This window comes from Trinickia terrae (assembly GCF_005144415.1).
GTDB lineage: Bacteria > Pseudomonadota > Gammaproteobacteria > Burkholderiales > Burkholderiaceae > Trinickia_A > Trinickia_A terrae.
Genome location: NZ_SWJE01000013.1, coordinates 164,533 through 182,431 on the forward strand (window position 1 = coordinate 164,533; position 17,899 = coordinate 182,431).

Here is a 17,899-nt window from a genome sequence, read left to right on the forward strand (position 1 = left end):
CCTATGGTCGGATGGTGAAACGAGCGCCTTCAGTTATAACGTCACGGTCAATTTCGCAAACGGTAATCAGGCCGTCTTGCTGAGCGGAACGCTGATCTCCGGGCGTTACCTAGCTAGGTCAAGCTGCGACCGATACGATGGTGCCGGCCGGATTGACTCAAGCGAATTTCCTCACTGCATGCCAGCCACGGCGCCGGCTTCTCGCAGATCAACGGTACGTCGACCGTCGTGGTCGCCCCCAAGCTTTGGCCGTTTTGCGTGTCCGGGCAAGCGCGCGCTTGCCCGGACTATCCGCGATCTGAATGGGCTCGGCATTCGTAACGCGGCAGCGCCCATTGCCTTACTGTCCCGCCACCGTCATCCGTTCGATCAGCACCGAGCCCGTCTGCTTGGTGCCGCGCACGATCGTATCGGCGCCGATCGCGACGATGTGCCGGAACATCTCCTGGAGCGTGCTCGCGACCGTGATCTCCTCGACCGGATACTGGATCTTGCCGTTCTCGACCCAGAAGCCCGACGCGCCGCGCGAATAATCGCCCGTGACATAGTTCACGCCCTGCCCCATCAGCTCGGTCAGCAACAGGCCCGTGCCGAGCTTCTTCAGCATCGCCTCGAAGTCGTCCTCGGGACGCGTCGCGGAGCTCGTCAGCGACAGGTTGTGCGAGCCGCCCGCGTTGCCCGTCGTCTGCATGCCGAGCTTGCGCGCGGAATACGTCGACAGGAAATAGCCTTCGACCACGCCGTCCTTCACCACCGCGCGCTGCTTCGTGCGAACGCCCTCTTCGTCGAACGGCGAGCTGCCCATCGCGCGCGCCACGTGCGGGTCTTCGGTGATCTGCACGTGCGGCGCGAACACCGGCTTGCCGAGGCTGTCGACGAGGAACGAGGTCTTGCGGTAGAGCGCGCCGCCGCTCGTCGCCTGCACGAACGCGCCGAGCAGGCCGGCCGCGAGCGGCGCTTCGAACAGCACCGGCACCTTGCGCGTATCGAGCCCCTTCGCGCTCATCCGCGCAAGCGCGCGCTCGGCCGCATAGCGCCCCACCGCTTCGGGCGCCGCGAGCTCGGCGGCGCTGCGCTTGGACGAATACCAGTCGTCGCGCTGCATGTTGCGCCCGCTGCCCGCGATCGGCGCGCACGCCACGTAGTGGCGCGAGTACGGATAGCCGTGCAGGAAGCCGCGCGTCGTCGCGAGCACGAACTGCGAATGCTGGGCGGAGACGCTCGCGCCTTCGGAGTTGCGGATCTGCGGATCGGTCGCGAACGCGGCGTCTTCGGCGCGGCGGGCCAGCTCGACCGCTTCGTCGGCGGTCAGGTCCCACGGGTGATAGAGGTCGAGATCGCGCGGCGCCGTTTCCAGAAGCTCGGTTTCGGCGAGGCCGGCGCAATTGTCCTCGGCCGTGAAGCGCGCGATGTTGTAGGCTGCGGCGACGGTGTCGCGCAGCGCCTGCGGAGAGAAGTCGGACGTGCTCGCGTTGCCTCGCTTCGCGCCGATGAAGACGGTCACGCCGACCATCTTGTCGCGGTTGTGCTCGATCGTCTCGACCTCGCCGCGCCGCACCGACACCGACAGACCGTCGCCTTCGGAGATTTCGGTCGCGGCGTCGGTCGCGCCGAGCGATTTCGCGTGACGGAGAATGTCTGACGCGATCTCTTTCAGTTCGTTCTGCGTGTGCGGAAAAAACCGCTGCTTGGCTTCCATGTCTGCTGCCATCGTTGTAGCCGTCCGGTATTGAGCTGTTTCGTGGGGGCCGTGCGCCGCGGGCCCAGCGGGAGGCGGTCTTGCTGCGCCCATCCGTGTTGCGTCGTGATGCCGATCACGCATCCCGCGATCATAGCAAGGTCCGGGCCGGTTCACCTGCGATTCCACGCGGCGATAAACCCGGTTCGCGGCCGCGCAAGCGTGCGCATCCGAACAGACTATGAGGACGTTCCCCCGCCCCCGGCCGGGCGAAAGACGCCTGCCGGCACGCTACAATGCCGGGATGACACGCAAAACCCGCATTCAACCCATGTCGTCCGCCGACTCCGGCGATGTCGACGAAAACGGCTACGACCGTCCCAGCAAATCCCAGCTCAAGCGCGAAATGCACGCGCTGCAGGAGTTGGGCTTGACGCTCGTCGAGCTGCCCAAGGACGCGCTCAAGCGCATGCCGATGCCGGAAGACCTCGCCGACGCCGTGCAGGAAGCGCGCCGCATCACCGATCACGAAGGCAAGCGCCGGCAGATCCAGTATGTGGGCCGCGTGATGCGCTCGCTGACCGACGAGGAAACCGCCGCGCTGCGCCAGGCGCTCGACACCTACAACGGCGTCAACAAGGCCGAGACGGCGAAGCTGCACTGGATCGAGCGCACCCGCGACGCGCTCATCGCCGACGACGAGGCTCTCACCGCGTTCCTGCGCCAGCACCCGGCCGCCGACGCGCAGGAAGGCCGTACGCTGATCCGCAACGCGCGCAAGGAGGCGCAGCAAGGCAAGCCGCCGCGCTACTTCCGCGAGCTGTTCCAGTGGATCAAGACGGTCAGCGCCGCGGATTCCACGGACAAAGAACACGACGCCCCCGCCGAAGACGACGATGACGACTCCAACGCGTAATCATCCCGATGAAATCCTGATCGGCCTCGTGTCGATCAGCGACCGCGCGAGCAGCGGCGTCTATGAAGACAAGGGCATTCCGTCCTTGCAAACGTGGCTCGCCGGGGCGCTGAAGTCGCCATGGCGCGCCGAGACACGCCTGATCCAGGACGACGCCGCGACGATCACCGCCACCCTCGTCGAGCTCGTCGACGAGGCCGGCTGCGATCTCGTGCTGACGACGGGCGGCACCGGTCCGGCGCGTCGCGACGTGACGCCCGAGGCGACGCTCGCGGCGGGTACGAAGGAGATGCCCGGCTTCGGCGAGCAAATGCGGCAGATCAGCCTGAATTTCGTGCCGACGGCGATCCTCTCGCGGCAAGTCGCGGTGATTCGCGAGGCGCCCGATCACGCGGCGCTGATCGTGAACCTGCCCGGCCAGCCGAAATCGATTCAGGAGACGCTGGAAGGCTTGCGCGACGCGTCGGGCGCGGTGAAGGTGCCGGGCATTTTCGCCGCGGTGCCCTATTGCATCGATTTGATCGGCGGCCCGTACATCGAAACGAACGACGATGTCGTGGCCGCGTTCCGGCCGAAAAGCGCGCGGCGCGAGACGAAATGACGAACGGGCCGTTGCGGCCCGCCCTCACCGGAATGGCAACGGCAACGCCGCCCGCTACGCCCCCTGCTCCGGCGCGCTCTGCGCACCGGCCGCCGGAATCAGGAAATGCTCACGGTAGTACTTGAGCTCGTCGATCGACTCATGGATATCGGCCAACGCCGTATGCATCGCCCGCTTCTGGAAGCCCTTGTAGATCGCGGGCTGCCAGCGGCGGCACAACTCCTTGAGCGTGCTCACGTCGAGATTGCGGTAATGGAAAAAGCGCTCGAGCTCCGGCATCCAGCGGGCCATGAAGCGGCGGTCCTGGCAGATCGAATTGCCGCACATCGGCGACTTGCCGGGCGGCACGTAGGCGCCGAGAAACGCGCGGATCTCCTCGGCGGCAGCCTCCTCGGTCACCGTCGAGGCGCGCACACGCTCGATCAGCCCCGAGCGGCCGTGCGTGTTCTTGTTCCACTCGTCCATCTTGTCGAGCGTTTCGTCGCTCTGGTGAATGGCGAGCACCGGGCCCTCGATGGCCACGTCGAGCGTCGAATTGGTCACGACCACGGCGATCTCGATGATGCGATCGGTGTCGGGCTCGAGACCCGTCATTTCCATATCGAGCCAGACGAGGTTCATCTCGCTGCGCGCGAGCGTCGGCTCGCCGACGGGTTCGAGAATGTCAGTCATGAATGTCAACCTTGGTTGGATGAAGCGCCGCCGAGGCGCCGGGCGGTGCCCGCCAGCCGCCGGCCAGCGGCGGCCAGGACCGGTTCGCGCACATGGCCCAGGGCGCAAAAAAGCTCGCCGGATCGGCGAGCCCCTATAATTCTCGCATAGATACAACGGGTTCCCTCGATGTCCACTCTCCACTTCACTATCCTGTTCGCGGCCGCCGTGCTCGCCATGGTCGGCACGAAGCTCTGGCTCGCGTCGCGCCAGATCCGCTTCGTCGCGGCGCATCGCGGCCAGGTCCCCGAGCAATTCGCCAGCAAGGTTGCACTCGCCGCGCACCAGCGCGCTGCCGACTACACGATCGAACGCACGCGGCTCACGATGCTCGAAGTCGTGGTCAGCGCCGCCGTGTTGATCGGGCTGACGCTGCTCGGCGGCGTGGAGGCGCTGAACGTCGCGATCTCCGGCGGGCTCGGCGACGGCTACCTTGGGCAGATCGCGCTCGTCGCGGCCGTCATGGCGATCACGGGCCTCATCGACCTGCCGTTCGACTACTACCGGCAGTTCGTCATCGAAGAGCGCTTCGGCTTCAACCGCATGACCAAGCGCCTCTTCTTCACCGATCTCGTCAGGAACGTCCTGATCGGCGCGGCGCTCGGACTGCCGTTCCTGTTCGTCGTGCTGTGGCTGATGGACAAGGCCGGCAGCCTCTGGTGGCTGTGGACGTGGGCCGTGCTCATCCCTTATCAATTGTTCGTGATCAAGATCTATCCGACCTTCATTGCGCCGCTTTTCAACAAGTTCGAGCCGCTCACGGACGACGCCCTGAAGCACCGCATCGAAACCTTGTTGAAGCGCTGCGGCTTCACCGCCAGGGGGCTCTTCGTGATGGACGGCAGCCGTCGTTCCGCGCACGGCAACGCGTACTTCACGGGCTTTGGCGCCGCCAAGCGCATCGTTTTCTTCGATACGCTGATCTCGCGTCTGTCGGGCAGCGAGATCGAAGCCGTGCTCGCTCACGAGCTCGGTCATTTCAAGCGCCGCCACATCATGAAGGGCCTGATCGTCAGCTTCGCGATCAGCCTCGCGTTGCTCGCGCTGCTCGGCTGGCTCACGCAATGCGTCTGGTTCTACGAAGGGCTCGGCGTGCGCCCGTCCATGACGGGCAGCAACAACGGCCTCGCCCTCGTGCTGTTCCTGCTCGCCCTGCCCGTGTTCCTGTTCTTTGTGTCGCCGCTCGGCAGCCTGACCTCGCGCAAGCACGAATTCGAAGCCGACGCGTTCGCCGCGAGCCAGACGGGCGCACGAGACCTTGTCAGCGCGCTCGTCAAGCTCTACGAAGACAACGCCTCGACGCTCACGCCCGACCCGCTCTACACCGCGTTCTACTACTCGCATCCGCCGGCGTCGCAGCGGATCGACCGTCTGCTGCGGCACGCATGAGCGGCCGCCCCGCCAAGACGGCGCGCCGCACGAATGCGGCGGCGCGCACCGAAGGACTCGTCATTGCCGCGCACGGACGTCACTACGTGGTCGCGCCCGACGGCGCCGATGCGCTGCTGCAATGCTTTCCCCGCGGCAAGAAGAGCGAAGTGGCGGTGGGCGATCGCGTCGTCTTCGAGACCACCTCGGCGGACCAGGGCGTGATCGTAGAGATCGGCGAGCGCCGCAATCTGCTGTATCGCTCGGACCAGTACAAGTCCAAGCTCTTCGCCGCGAATCTCGACCAGCTCCTGATCGTGCTCGCCACCGAGCCGCACTTCAGCGAGGACTTGCTCGGCCGCGCGCTGATCGCCGCCGAAGCCAATGCGCTCAAGCCGCTGATCGTGCTCAACAAGACCGACGTCGAGGCCGCGCTGCCGGCGGCGCGCACGCGGCTCGAGCCGTATCGCGAGCTCGGCTACGAAGTGCTGGAGTTGTCGATCAAGACGCGCCCCGACGCCGCGCGCGAGGCGCTCGTCGACCATCTGCACGGCCACGCGACGCTGCTGCTCGGCCAATCGGGGATGGGCAAGTCGACGCTCGTGAACCTGCTCGTCCCCGACGCCGCTGCGGCGACGCGCGAAATCTCGACGGCGCTCAACAGCGGCCGCCACACGACGACGTTCACGCGCCTCTATCCGCTGCCTGTCGGCGGCGCGCTGATCGATTCACCGGGCTTTCAGGAGTTCGGGCTGCACCACTTGACCGAAGGCCGGCTCGAGCGCGCTTTCCCCGAGTTCCGGCCGCTGCTTGCGCATTGCCGCTTCTACAACTGCCATCACCTGCACGAGCCGGGCTGCGCGATACTGGAAGCCGTGGCGGAAGGCCGCGTTGCGCCGGAACGCCATGCGCTTTATGCCCAACTGGTGCACGAGACGGACCAAGTCGTCCGCTGATGGGCACCCTGATTCGCTCGCCTTACAGCCGCTTATGCTTCGATTGATGCACGCTCCCAACGTGATCATCGCCCAGCACTGGATCAACGTGCTGGCGGCGGCCGGGGTTGCCTGTGAACTGCACAATCGTTATTTGAACGGTGCGCTCGGCGAGATCCCGGCGGATCAGTGCGCACCCGAACTATGGCTCGTCGACGAACGCGACGAAGCGCTTGCAAGGAGGTTGATTGAAGCCGCATCGAAGGGACCGCCCGATGGTGCGGCGACTTGGCGGTGCCATGCCTGCGGAGAGACGCTCGAAGCGCAATTCACGCAATGCTGGCGGTGCGGCGCGACACGCGATCCGCGCGATGAATGAGGCTTGAGCCGTGACAGATGACGTGCCGCACGATCGGGCACGTCATCAGGAAGCGGCAACGCCGGCTTACGACACCCAGACGGCGATCGTCAGCATCAGCAGCAGAATCATCCACAGGATGACTGCGCGCCAGACTAGCCCGACAGCCGATTGCAACGTGCGCGGCGTGCAATCGTCACCGACCGATATAGGCCCCCCGTCGCCGACCGACAGCGCATCGAGACTCGACGGCTCCGCGAGCGGCCCGGCCAGCCGGGCTCCCAAGGCCCCGCTGCCGGCAGCCAGCAACACGCCGTCGTTGACGTCCGGCCATTGGCGCGAGTGATTGCGCCACGCGTAAATCGCATCCTCGAAATTGCCGACGATCGCAAAGCCGAGCGCCGTCAGCCGCGCCGGCACCCAGTCGATTACGAAGAACGCGCGCTGTGCAAAGTTGGAAAACGCAGCGGTGCGCTCATCGGCGGGCGCCGACCACGAGCGCGCAAGATACTCGGCGATCCGGTACAGCACCGCGCCGGCCGGCCCGATCGGCACGAGGAACCAGAAGAACACACCGAACACGTGACGGTGCGATGCCACGACCGCATGGATCAGCGTATGCCGAACGATTTCGCCGACAGGCATGTCGACCGTGTCGATGCCCGTCCACTCGTTGAGAATTTCGCGTGCGCGCGGCACGTCGTCGTTATTTAACGCGAGATGAATATCAGTGAAGTAATGGCTGAATTGCCGAAACCCGAGCGTGAAATAAACGATCACGACGTTCCAGAGAAACGCCAGAACGAAATTGATCCGATAAAGGACGTAATAGATGAGCGCGACAGCCAGCGTCCAAGGCAGCACGACGACGAGCCACGCCAGAATCCCATGCTTCTTCTTGCCGGCATCGAAGCCGTGCGCGGCGGACTCCGCATGATATTGAAGCAGCGCGAACACCGGATTATTCGGCGACAGCGCGCGCAGCTGTTCGATCATGAGAGCCAGCAATACGGAGAAGAAAGTCATGCGAAGCGCCGTGCTAATTCGGTTTTTTGCGGTTGTCGCATAACGATATCACAGGGTCAGAGCATTGGAGCGCACACCGCCTCGCGCCACTGCGCATGCGCCGGCATGTCCGTTCGAAGCGAGCCGACTCACGCCGCGAGAAAGCGATAGAAATTACGCAACATGCCGGCAGTTGCTCCCCAGATGAAATAATCGCCGCCCACGCCCGTTCGCGGATAAGGCATTGCAAAAAAACGACGCTCGCCGTCTTCCCAGCGCAGCACACGCACCTGGTGATGCACCGGGTTCATCAGAAACGCAAGCGGCACCTCGAAGATCTCGGCCACTTCGTACGTGTCGGCATGCAAAGTGAAAGGTGTATGAACGAGGCCAACGACGGGCGTCACACTAAACCCTGTGCCGGTCAGGTAGTCGGGCAGCGTACCCAGCACCTCGACGCGCCCGGGTGCCAGCCCGACCTCTTCCTGCGCCTCGCGCAACGCGGTCGCAACAGCGCTGCTATCGGACGGCTCCCGGCTCCCACCGGGAAAACTCACTTGTCCCGCGTGATCGTTCAGATGGTCGGTGCGCTGCGTAAGCAGAACAGTAACGCCGCCTTCACGCACGACGAGCGGAACAAGCACCGCGGCAACGCGCGTATCACCGCTTGGCGGCAGCCAGCGCGCCTCCCTCGGCTCCGGGCGCCAGTCGAGCTGGAGCTTGAAGCGTGCTCGCAGCCCATCCGCCGTCAGGCGCTCCGACGAGACAGCCGGCAATTCGGCGCCAGTGGATTCGACGGACAGCGCTTCGGGGTTTGGGATTTTGGGGCGCGAGCGATTCAACGGAAGTCTCGAGACGATCGATACGGGATGGTTGCTATTTTGACCCACCAACAAAAAAAGCACCCGGGAAGGGTGCTTTTTCTTACAGCTTTTACGCTCAGGACGCTTCGCGGTCTTTCGCCACCAGCTTTTCCTTGATCCGAGCCGACTTGCCCGAACGCTCGCGCAGGTAGTACAGCTTCGCGCGACGCACGTCGCCGCGGCGCTTCACGACGATGCTCGCCAACAGCGGCGAGTAGGTCTGGAAGGTACGCTCGACGCCTTCGCCCGACGAAATCTTGCGGACGATGAACGACGAGTTGAGGCCACGGTTGCGCTTCGCGATCACGACGCCTTCGTAGGCCTGAACGCGCTTGCGGGTACCTTCAACCACGTTCACGTTCACGATCACCGTATCGCCAGGGGCGAATTCGGGGATGGTCTTGCCTGCGAGCGAACGCTCGATTTCTTCCTGCTCGAGTTTTGCAATCAGATTCATCACTGACTCCTAAAGCCATCTTGTCGGCGTTCGTACCTGCCTTGCGCCAATGTGGCCAGCGCGCGGCACGGCCCCGATAGAGGATGGGTTCACATCTGGCGCCGCGCACGCATGCACGGCACCGCCTATGTCTTGCGAACGAATGCCGAAGGGGTCAAGCCTTCGACGCCTCTTTCGCCAGACCTGCGAGCCATGCCTCATCGGCACGGCTCAACATCTTGTTGCGCCTCGCGCGCTCGATCAGATCGGGCCGCTTGGCAAGCGTATTCCTGAGCGCCTCGCGCCGGCGCCACTGCTCGATCTCCGCATGATGGCCGCCGAGCAGCACATCCGGCACCCGCATGCCTTCATATTCCTCGGGCCGCGTGTAATGCGGACAGTCGAGCAAGCCGTCGACGAAGCTATCCTGCACCGCCGACTGCGCATCGTTCAGCACGCCCGGCAACTGCCTGACGACGGCATCCATCAGCGCCATCGCCGGCAACTCGCCGCCCGACAGCACGAAGTCCCCAAGGCTGACCTCTTCGTCGACGCAACGATCGAGCAGACGCTGATCGATCGCTTCATACCGGCCGCACAACAGCAAGAGGCCGGGCTCAACGGCCAAACGCATGACCCGCCCGTGATCGAGCGGCGCACCTTGCGGGGACATCATCACCACGCGAGTCTGCGCAATGCCCTGCTCGGCCTGGGCCGCCTTCGCCGCGCCGATCGCCGCCTCGAGCGGCTTGGCCAGCATCACCATGCCTGGGCCGCCGCCATACGGGCGATCGTCGACGGTACGGTAGTTGTCGGTTGTGAAATCGCGCGGATTCCACGTGCGCAAACCGAAGCGCCCCTGCTTCGCAGCGCGGCTCGTGATACCCCAGTCGGTCAGCGCGCGAAACATCTCGGGAAAGAGCGTGACGACATCGAACTGCACCGCTCTCTCCGTTGGTTCAATCATGTTCAGTAATCGGCTTCCCAATCGACGACGATCTGCTTCGCCGCCCGGTCCACCGTCTTGACGTACACACCGACGAACGGAATCAGGCGCTCGCCCTTTACCGCCCGGCCGTCCTTGGCCGTCGCCGGATACTCGATGCGCAATACCGAGTGCGCGCCGTTGTCGATCATGTCGACGACCTGACCGAGTGTGACGCCAGCCTCGTTGACGACATCCAGGCCGAGCAAGTCGACCCAGTAATATTCGTCGTCGCCGAGCACCGGAAAATCACTGCGCCGCACATGCACGCGCCAGCCGCGCAACGCGAGCGCGGCGTCGCGATCCGCCAGGCTGCCCAGATGGGCGACGATGCTGTCGCTGTGCGTCTTCGCTTGCAGCACCGTGACGGACTTGCGTTCACGGCCTTTCATCAGCCACCAGCGCTTCGCGCCCAAGAGCGCGTCGCCGCCGTGCCCTGCATCGGCATGCGCCGCAACCTTCACCCAGCCTTTCAGGCCATACGCATCGACGATGGCGCCGACTTCGATCGCGTCGTCAGGCCAAGTTTCCGCCGACTCGACGTGAACCTGCTGCGCCTCGGACTCGGCGCCCGCCATACCGCGCTCATCGCGTGCAACCGGCTTGCGGACGAATGCGCCAAACGACGCTTCTGCGCGAGCCGGGCGTTTTGCGCGGCTCGCGCCGCCAGATTCACGCTCGGACACAATCCACCTCGCAGTCGGCCTTGCGGCTGGCGCCGGCGACCCGCTCAAACGAAAGCAGCGCATCTGGCATGCCGAGCGATTCGCTCAGACGCATGGCAGATGCGCCCATCGAGTAGCCGAAGCCGAACGCAGGCCTTGCGGCCCCAACTACCATCAAGCAGCCGGTTGCGCCTGTTGCGCTTGCTTCACGAGGCGCTCGACGGTCGGCGACAGTTGCGCGCCAACGCCTTGCCAATACGTGAGGCGGTCCTGAGCGATGCGCAGCGATTCGCCCTTCGTCGCGACCGGGTTGTAGAAGCCGACGCGCTCGATGAAGCGGCCGTCACGACGGTTGCGCGAATCGGTTGCGACGATGTTGTAAAACGGGCGCTTCTTCGAGCCGCCACGAGCCAAGCGGATGATGACCATACTTAAAATCCTTGAAAACCGGGGTTCGGAACCACTGAAACACGCGATTATAGCCCGAAACCGAAGCCATAACAAACACTTACCGAGAAAACCGGCAAACCGGGTAGCGCAATGCCGACACTTGGCCTGGGCGGAAAGGCTCGAACGTCGCTCGCAGACCGCCCCCGCCACGCCTTTCCGCCTGCTCACGGAAGCATGCTCGGCGTAGAATGCGCGGTCGGCATCGGTACGCGCCCCGCTCGCGCCGCGACTCACCCGACCGCCTCCTCGCAAGACAAGACGCCCTATGTCCACAAACGTTTCATCGGCCTCGCCCCGCTTTCGCTCGAAAACCCTCACCGCCGCGCTCGCGTTCTTCTTTGGCAGCGTCGGCGCGCATCGCTTCTATCTGTATGGATTGCGCGACGTGTTTGGCTGGGCGCACGTGATCGGCACCCTTATCGGCATTCCCGGGGTGCTCCTGCTCGTCGCGACCCAGCGCAGCGCCTCGCTCGGCTGGTGGCTGGCGATTCCCGGCGCTGTCTCGCTTTTTGCAGCTTTTCTGGCTGCGATCGTCTACGGCCTGCGCCCCGATCAGAAATGGGACGCGCAATTCAACGCCCAAACCGGCAAGCAGAGCCACTCGGGCTGGACCGCCATCTTCGTCGTGATCTTTTCGCTGTTTTTCGGTGCGTTTCTCTTGATGACCGGGCTCGCACTGTCGTTCCAGACCTACTTCGAATCGCAAGTCGACGCGGCAAAATCGCTTTCGCAATGACGGCGTTCCAGGGCGGTCAAATTCGCCGGCTAGTTAGAAAAGACTCAACTGCGGATTGTCCGAAGCCGGCTCAGGTGCCCGCCGCGCAGAAAACTGCGGACGGAACTGCGAAATGTCGAGGATCCCTCGCCTCCGCTCGTTGAGCCCAAGGCGGCGCACCGCGTTGTGAAAGCGCTGCTTGAGCAGCTCGGCCCACAGGCCCTCGCCTTTCATGCGCGTCGCAAACGACGAATCGTAGTCCTTGCCCCCTCGCATGTCGCGCACCCGGGCCATCACGCGCTCGGCCCGGTCGGGAAAATGCGCGGCGAGCCAATCCTTGAAGAGCGGCGCCACTTCCCACGGCAAGCGCAGCACGATGTAGCTTGCGCTCGTCGCGCCCGCCTCGGCGCACGCTTCGAGCACCCGCTCGATGTCCGGCTCCGTGACGAACGGGATGACGGGCGCAACGCTGACACCAACCGGAATCCCCGCCTCGCTCAGTGTACGAATCATGCGCAGCCGGCGCGAAGGCGTAGCGGCGCGCGGCTCGAGCGTGCGTGCGATCCCGGCGTCGAGCGTCGTCACGGTGACCGCCACCATCACTTGATTGCGCGACGCCATCGGCGCGAGCAGATCGATATCACGCTCTATCAGTGACGACTTCGTGATGGCCGCGAACGGATGATGATGCGCATGCAGGACCTCGATCACGCGCCTGGTAATGAGCAATTCGCGCTCCGCAGGCTGATAAGCATCGGTGCTGACGCCCAGCGCGATCGGCTCCGGCACGTAGCTATTCTTCGACAGCTCCCGTTCGAGCAATTCTGCTGCATTGACCTTGGCGTAGATCCGGCTCTCGAAATCGAGCCCCGGCGACAAACCGAGATAGCTGTGCGTCGGCCGCGCAAAGCAGTAGATGCAGCCGTGCTCGCACCCCCGATAGGGATTCAGCGACACCGAGAACGGAATATCCGGCGACGCGTTGCGCGTCAGGATGCTCTTCGCCCGCTCCTCGAAGACCTGCGTGCGCAGCGGGGACGCTTCGCTGTCTTCGGTGTCGGCCCCGCCCCAGCCGTCATCGACGGTTTCCCGCTGATCGACTTCGTAGCGCCCCTGCAGGTTGGTGACGGCTCCTCGCCCCTTGCGAGGCACGGGCAAGGCAATCGGATACTCGGAATCGTCCATAGCTCGAACAAGGCAGCGGAAATACTGTATAAATATACAGTATCGCCTCGCATCATGCCAAGCTGCTCGCCGGAGTGGGCCGGCCGCGTCCGACGGCCCTATCCGCGCCGCTATTCGCCCACGGAGATCGTCAGCGACTCCTTGATCTCCTCCATCACCACATAGCTCTTCGATTGCACTGCGCCCGGCAACTGCAGCAGGATGTCGCCGAGCAGCTTTCGATAATCCGCCATTTCGCCGATGCGCGCCTTGATCAGGTAGTCGAAATCGCCCGACACGAGGTGGCACTCGAGCACCTCTGGAATCTTCTGCACCTCGCGGCGGAACTGGTCGAACATGTTGCCGCTCTTGTGATCGAGCGTGATCTCGACGAAGACCAGCAACGCCGCCCCCAGTTCTGCCGGGTTGACGCGCGCGTAGTAGCCCAGGATCACGCCGTCGCGCTCCATGCGCTTCACCCGCTCGATGCACGGCGTCACTGTCAGGCCGACCCGCTCAGCCAGATCTTTCATGGCGATGCGGCCGTCCTCCTGAAGCAATTTCAGGATCTTGTGATCGAGCTTATCGAGGGCACGGACGGGCTGACGTTGTGTTCTCATGTCTTTTTACCAAAATCGTAAAAAATACGATAACAAAAACTAGATTTACCTCAATAGTATAGCGGCTAACACTAGATAAGCAGGGTATTGGAGGCGTATTGAACGCACCCAACCGAACAGCAGAAAAACCTACTGGGAGCCACTATGCGAGTCGTCGTTTTGGGTAGCGGTGTCGTCGGGACGACGACTGCTTATTATCTGGCGCGTGCGGGCCACGAAGTCACCGTGATCGACCGCGAAGCCGGCCCGGCGCTCGAAACCAGCTTTGCCAATGCCGGCCAGATCTCGCCCGGCTACGCCGCGCCATGGGCGGCGCCGGGAGTGCCGCTGAAGGCCGTCAAGTGGATGTTCCAGAAGCATGCGCCGCTCGCCATCCGTCTCGACGGCTCGCACTTCCAGCTGCGCTGGATGTGGCAAATGCTGCAGAACTGCACGGCCGAGCGCTACGCCGTCAACAAGGGCCGCATGGTGCGTCTCGCGGAATACAGCCGCGACTGCCTGCAGGCGCTGCGCGCCGACACCGGCATCCAGTACGAAGGCCGCACGGGCGGCACGCTCCAGCTGTTCCGCACGCAGCAGCAACTCGACGGCGCCGCGAAGGACATCGCGGTGCTCAAGGACGCGAACGTCCCGTTCGAACTGTTGAGCCCGAGCGAACTGGCGCGCGCTGAACCCGCGCTTGCGGCCACGTCGCACAAGCTGACTGGCGGCCTGCGCCTGCCCGGTGACGAAACCGGCGACTGCCAACTCTTCACGACACGCCTCGCCGCGCTCGCCGAACAGTTCGGCGTGAAGTTCCGCTTCAACACGCCGATCGACGCGCTGGCGATGACCGGCGGCCGAATCTCCGGCGTGCAGTGCGGCACCGAAACGATTCGCGCCGATGCCTATGTCGTCGCGCTCGGCTCGTACTCGACGCAATTCCTGTCCGGTATCGTGAAGATCCCGGTGTATCCGCTCAAGGGCTACTCGATCACGGCGCCGATCGTCGATGCGTCCAAGGCGCCGGTGTCGACGGTGCTCGACGAAACGTACAAGATCGCGATCACGCGCTTCGACGACCGCATTCGCGTGGGCGGCATGGCGGAGATCGTCGGCTTCGACAAGAAGCTGCGCGGCGCGCGCCGCGAAACGCTCGAAATGTGCGTCAACGATTTGTTCCCGGGCGGCGGCAATACGCCGAAGGCGACGTTCTGGACCGGCCTGCGTCCGATGACACCGGACGGCACCCCGATCGTCGGCCGCACGCCGGTCTCCAACCTGTTCCTGAACACGGGACACGGCACGCTCGGCTGGACGATGTCGTGCGGCTCGGGCCAACTGCTCGCCGACCTGATCTCGGGCAAGCAACCGGCAATCCAATCGGGCGATCTGTCGGTGCATCGCTATCTCGGCGATACCAGCGGCACGGGGCGTCCGGCTTACGCTTGACGCGGTCGCGTGGCGCAGTTCGACGACTCGCCAAACACAAAGGGCGCCTGATCCATAATCAGGCGCCCTTTGCTTTGTGCCCGCCCAAACGGCCGCGCTTGCTCGCCCCCCCGTCAGAACTGATCCTCGGTGAGCGCGAACACCCCCTCCCCACCCCTCGCGCTGACGATCGACGCTTCGAGCGCCGCCGCCTGCGGCAGGACATGCTCGGCGTAGAAACGCGCAGTCGCAATCTTCGCGCCGCAGAACGACGGGTCGCCCGCTTCGTTGGCCGCTGACGCCAGCATGGCGCGCGCCATCTGCCAGCCGCACAGCACGATCCCGGCGAGCTTCAGATACGGCACGCCGCCTGCAAACACGGCGTTCGGGTCTTGCTTCGCATTGGCCAGAACGAAATCGACGACGGCCGCGAGCGATCGATGCCCATCGGCGAGGCGCGCGCGCATCGAAGCGAAGGCCGTGCCTTCGTGGGCAGCCAGCGCGTCGAGAGTCTGCGCGACACCGGCGATGAGCGTCTTCGCGACCGCGCCTCCATCGCGCAAAGTCTTGCGGCCGATGAGGTCGTTGGCCTGGATTGCGGTCGTGCCTTCGTAGATCGTCAGGATGCGCGCATCGCGATAGAACTGCGCCGCGCCCGTCTCTTCGATGAAACCCATCCCGCCGTGCACCTGCACGCCGAGGCTCGCGACGTCGATCGACATCTCCGTGCTCCAGCCCTTCACGACCGGCACGAGGTATTCGTAGATCGCTTGATGCTCGGCGCGCACCGCGGCATCGGCGTGGTTGTGCGCGATATCGCAATGCGCGGCGGCCACATAGGCGAGCGCGCGCGCACCCTCGGTCATCGCGCGCATGGATGCCAGCATGCGGCGCACGTCGGGGTGGTGAATGATCGTCACCGACTGCTTCGCGGAACCGTCGACCGGGCGGCTTTGCACGCGCTCCTTCGCATACGCCGCCGCCTTCTGATAGGCGCAGTCCGCGACGCCGATGCCCTGCATGCCGACCGCGAAGCGCGCAGCGTTCATCATGATGAACATGTACTCGAGGCCGCGGTTCGCTTCGCCGACGAGATAGCCGATCGCGCCGCCGTGATCGCCGAATTGCAGCACCGCGGTCGGGCTCGCCTTGATGCCGAGCTTGTGTTCGATCGAGACGCAGTGCACGTCGTTGCGTGCGCCGAGCGTGCCGTCGTCGTTGATCATGAACTTCGGGACGATGAAGAGCGAAATGCCCTTCACGCCTTCCGGTGCGTCAGGCGTGCGGGCCAGCACGAGATGCACGATGTTGTCCGCCATGTCGTGCTCGCCCCACGTGATGAAGATCTTCGTGCCGGAGATCTTGTACGTGCCGTCGCCCTGCGGCTCCGCGCGCGTGCGCACGAGCGCAAGATCGGAGCCGGCCTGCGGCTCGGTGAGGTTCATCGTGCCGGTCCATTCGCCGGAAATCAGCTTCGGCACGTAGCGCTGCTTCTGTTCTTCGGAGCCTGCGGTCAGGATCGCTTCGATCGCGCCATCGGTCAGCAATGGACACAGCGCGAACGACAGGTTCGACGCGTTGAGCATTTCAATGCACGGCGTGGCGATCAGCTTGGGCAACCCCTGGCCGTCATAGTCGGCCGGATGCTGCAAGCCCTGCCAGCCGCCTTCGGCGAACTGGCGGAACGCGTCCTTGAAGCCGGGCGTCGCCGTCACCACGCCGTCGCGCCAGCTGCTCGGATTGCGGTCGCCCTCGACGTTCAGCGGCGCCAGCACTTCGCCGCACAGCTTGGCAGATTCCTCCAGCACGGCCTGGGCCGTCTCGGCGGTGGCATCCTCGAAACCAGGCAGCGCGGCGACATCATCGAGGCCGGCCAGTTCCTTCATCGCGAACAGCATGTCCTTGATAGGCGCGGTATAGCTCATTGTCTTCTCCACTGAGTATGAAAAAGGGGCGCTTGCTGCGCCCCTTTGTTTGCCTTGCTGCCCGGCTTTGCCAGACGCCGCCTGTTGCGGCAACGGCTTCGGTCAGCCGAGTGCGCTCACGAGTTCCGGCACGACGGTGAACAGGTCGCCGACGAGGCCGTAATCGGCGACGCTGAAGATCGGCGCTTCCGGGTCCTTGTTGATCGCCACGATCACCTTCGAGTCCTTCATGCCCGCCAAGTGCTGGATCGCGCCCGAGATGCCCACCGCCACGTACAGTTGCGGCGCGACGATCTTGCCCGTCTGCCCCACCTGGTAGTCGTTCGGCACGTAGCCCGCGTCCACCGCCGCGCGCGACGCGCCCAGCGCCGCGTTCAGCTTGTCCGCCAACGGCTCCAGCACCAACGCGAAGTTCTCGCCGCTGCCCAAGCCGCGTCCGCCCGACACGACGATGTGCGCGCTCGTCAGCTCAGGCCGATCCAGTTTCGTCACCTCGCGGTTCACGAACTGCGAAACGCCTGCGTCGGCTGCGGCCGCGATCGTTTCGACTGCCGCGCTGCCGCCAACGGCCGCCACCGCGTCGAAGCCCGTCGCGCGCACCGTGATCACCTTGATCGGATCGCTCGACTGCACCGTCGCGATCGCGTTGCCCGCGTAGATCGGGCGCTCGAACGTATCCGGCGCATCGACCGCCGTGATCTCGCTGATCTGCGCCACGTCGAGCTTGGCCGCCACGCGCGGCGCGATGTTCTTGCCGTAGGGCGTGGCCGGAGCGAGGATGTGCGTGTAGTCCTTCGCCGGGTCTTGCACCAGCGTCAGCACCGTCGCTTCGACGTTTTCCGCCAGGCCTTCGGCCAGTTGCGGGGCGTCGGCCAGCAGCACCTTGGCTACGCCCGCGATCTTCGCAGCGGCATCCGCCGCGGCTTGCGCGTTGTGGCCCGCCACCAGCACGTGAATGTCGCCACCGATCTTTTGCGCGGCCGCCACCGTGTTCAGCGTCGCGCCCTTGATCGACGCGTTGTCATGCTCGGCAATTACCAGAATCGTCATCTCTTTCCTCTTCGCGTCGTCTCTTACAGCACCTTGGCTTCGGT

General features: G+C 64.6%; 19 protein-coding genes. 7 read left to right on the plus strand and 12 right to left on the minus strand.

Annotated elements, in window-relative coordinates; all coding sequences use genetic code 11:
* Nucleotides 1-340: 340 nt before the first annotated feature.
* Entirely contained in the window at nt 341-1,711 is a 1,371-nt protein-coding gene (gene pmbA, locus FAZ69_RS23225; RefSeq protein WP_136897436.1) for a metalloprotease PmbA, read from the minus strand.
* Nucleotides 1,712-1,982: 271 nt separating this feature from the next.
* Here pmbA and yjgA point away from each other — a divergent pair, with 271 nt between their 5' ends.
* Nucleotides 1,983-2,594: a ribosome biogenesis factor YjgA gene (gene yjgA / locus FAZ69_RS23230; RefSeq protein WP_136897437.1), complete on the plus strand. Its 612-nt coding sequence runs from the start codon at nt 1,983-1,985 to the stop codon at nt 2,592-2,594.
* Nucleotides 2,575-3,195 carry a molybdopterin adenylyltransferase gene (mog, locus tag FAZ69_RS23235; RefSeq protein ID WP_136897438.1) on the plus strand — a complete coding sequence of 207 codons (621 nt, stop codon included), beginning with the start codon at nt 2,575-2,577 and terminating at the stop codon, nt 3,193-3,195. Before yjgA ends, mog begins: the two co-directional genes overlap by 20 nt.
* A gap of 54 nt (nt 3,196-3,249) precedes the next feature.
* On the opposite strand, the gene orn is transcribed toward mog, so the two are convergent.
* The gene (orn, locus tag FAZ69_RS23240; RefSeq protein WP_136897439.1) at nt 3,250-3,867 is read right to left on the minus strand and encodes an oligoribonuclease; all 618 of its coding nucleotides are present in this window, start codon (nt 3,865-3,867) and stop codon (nt 3,250-3,252) included.
* Nucleotides 3,868-4,035: 168 nt separating this feature from the next.
* On the opposite strand from orn, the gene FAZ69_RS23245 reads away from it, so the two are divergent.
* The 3 genes from FAZ69_RS23245 to FAZ69_RS23255 are packed head-to-tail and all read left to right on the plus strand — an operon-like array spanning nt 4,036 to nt 6,588.
* The gene (locus tag FAZ69_RS23245; protein ID WP_136897440.1) at nt 4,036-5,295 is read left to right on the plus strand and encodes a M48 family metallopeptidase; all 1,260 of its coding nucleotides are present in this window, start codon (nt 4,036-4,038) and stop codon (nt 5,293-5,295) included.
* Nucleotides 5,292-6,230 (plus strand): ribosome small subunit-dependent GTPase A, encoded by a 939-nt coding sequence (gene rsgA / locus FAZ69_RS23250; RefSeq protein WP_136897441.1) that lies wholly within the window; start codon nt 5,292-5,294, stop codon nt 6,228-6,230. Before FAZ69_RS23245 ends, rsgA begins: the two co-directional genes overlap by 4 nt.
* A 34-nt stretch (nt 6,231-6,264) precedes the next feature.
* On the plus strand, nt 6,265-6,588 hold the full coding sequence (locus FAZ69_RS23255) for a putative signal transducing protein (RefSeq protein WP_136897466.1): 324 nt from the start codon (nt 6,265-6,267) through the stop codon (nt 6,586-6,588).
* 66 nt (nt 6,589-6,654) lie between these two features.
* Here the strand turns inward: FAZ69_RS23255 and FAZ69_RS23260 are convergent, their stop codons facing one another.
* The 6 genes from FAZ69_RS23260 to rpsP form a co-directional block, all read right to left on the minus strand.
* The gene (locus FAZ69_RS23260) at nt 6,655-7,593 is read right to left on the minus strand and encodes a CobD/CbiB family protein (protein ID WP_136897442.1); all 939 of its coding nucleotides are present in this window, start codon (nt 7,591-7,593) and stop codon (nt 6,655-6,657) included.
* A 128-nt stretch (nt 7,594-7,721) separates the two neighbouring features.
* On the minus strand, nt 7,722-8,414 hold the full coding sequence (locus tag FAZ69_RS23265; protein ID WP_136897443.1) for a CoA pyrophosphatase: 693 nt from the start codon (nt 8,412-8,414) through the stop codon (nt 7,722-7,724).
* A 97-nt stretch (nt 8,415-8,511) separates the two neighbouring features.
* Nucleotides 8,512-8,892, minus strand: coding sequence for a 50S ribosomal protein L19 (rplS, locus tag FAZ69_RS23270; protein ID WP_136897444.1), 381 nt, complete (start codon nt 8,890-8,892; stop codon nt 8,512-8,514).
* Between the two features lie 154 nt (nt 8,893-9,046).
* A complete protein-coding gene (gene trmD, locus FAZ69_RS23275) occupies nt 9,047-9,838 on the minus strand; it encodes a tRNA (guanosine(37)-N1)-methyltransferase TrmD (protein WP_136897445.1) in 792 nt (263 codons plus the stop codon).
* Between the two features lie 2 nt (nt 9,839-9,840).
* Nucleotides 9,841-10,542 carry a ribosome maturation factor RimM gene (gene rimM, locus FAZ69_RS23280; RefSeq protein WP_136897446.1) on the minus strand — a complete coding sequence of 234 codons (702 nt, stop codon included), beginning with the start codon at nt 10,540-10,542 and terminating at the stop codon, nt 9,841-9,843.
* 153 nt (nt 10,543-10,695) lie between these two features.
* On the minus strand, nt 10,696-10,950 hold the full coding sequence (rpsP, locus tag FAZ69_RS23285; RefSeq protein ID WP_091011518.1) for a 30S ribosomal protein S16: 255 nt from the start codon (nt 10,948-10,950) through the stop codon (nt 10,696-10,698).
* A gap of 286 nt (nt 10,951-11,236) precedes the next feature.
* On the opposite strand from rpsP, the gene FAZ69_RS23290 reads away from it, so the two are divergent.
* Nucleotides 11,237-11,707 (plus strand): NINE protein, encoded by a 471-nt coding sequence (locus tag FAZ69_RS23290; protein ID WP_136897447.1) that lies wholly within the window; start codon nt 11,237-11,239, stop codon nt 11,705-11,707.
* A 33-nt stretch (nt 11,708-11,740) separates the two neighbouring features.
* Here the strand turns inward: FAZ69_RS23290 and FAZ69_RS23295 are convergent, their stop codons facing one another.
* Nucleotides 11,741-12,871 carry a PA0069 family radical SAM protein gene (locus FAZ69_RS23295; RefSeq protein WP_136897448.1) on the minus strand — a complete coding sequence of 377 codons (1,131 nt, stop codon included), beginning with the start codon at nt 12,869-12,871 and terminating at the stop codon, nt 11,741-11,743.
* Nucleotides 12,872-12,981: 110 nt separating this feature from the next.
* A complete protein-coding gene (locus FAZ69_RS23300) occupies nt 12,982-13,470 on the minus strand; it encodes an Lrp/AsnC ligand binding domain-containing protein (RefSeq protein WP_136897449.1) in 489 nt (162 codons plus the stop codon).
* 144 nt (nt 13,471-13,614) lie between these two features.
* Between FAZ69_RS23300 and FAZ69_RS23305 the strand changes: the two genes are divergently transcribed.
* Nucleotides 13,615-14,901, plus strand: coding sequence for a D-amino acid dehydrogenase (locus FAZ69_RS23305; protein ID WP_136897450.1), 1,287 nt, complete (start codon nt 13,615-13,617; stop codon nt 14,899-14,901).
* A 113-nt stretch (nt 14,902-15,014) separates the two neighbouring features.
* On the opposite strand, the gene FAZ69_RS23310 is transcribed toward FAZ69_RS23305, so the two are convergent.
* Together FAZ69_RS23310 and FAZ69_RS23315 are read right to left on the minus strand one after the other, a co-directional pair.
* Nucleotides 15,015-16,805: an acyl-CoA dehydrogenase gene (locus FAZ69_RS23310; protein WP_136897451.1), complete on the minus strand. Its 1,791-nt coding sequence runs from the start codon at nt 16,803-16,805 to the stop codon at nt 15,015-15,017.
* 102 nt (nt 16,806-16,907) lie between these two features.
* A complete protein-coding gene (locus tag FAZ69_RS23315; protein WP_136897452.1) occupies nt 16,908-17,855 on the minus strand; it encodes an electron transfer flavoprotein subunit alpha/FixB family protein in 948 nt (315 codons plus the stop codon).
* Nucleotides 17,856-17,899 lie beyond the last annotated feature (44 nt).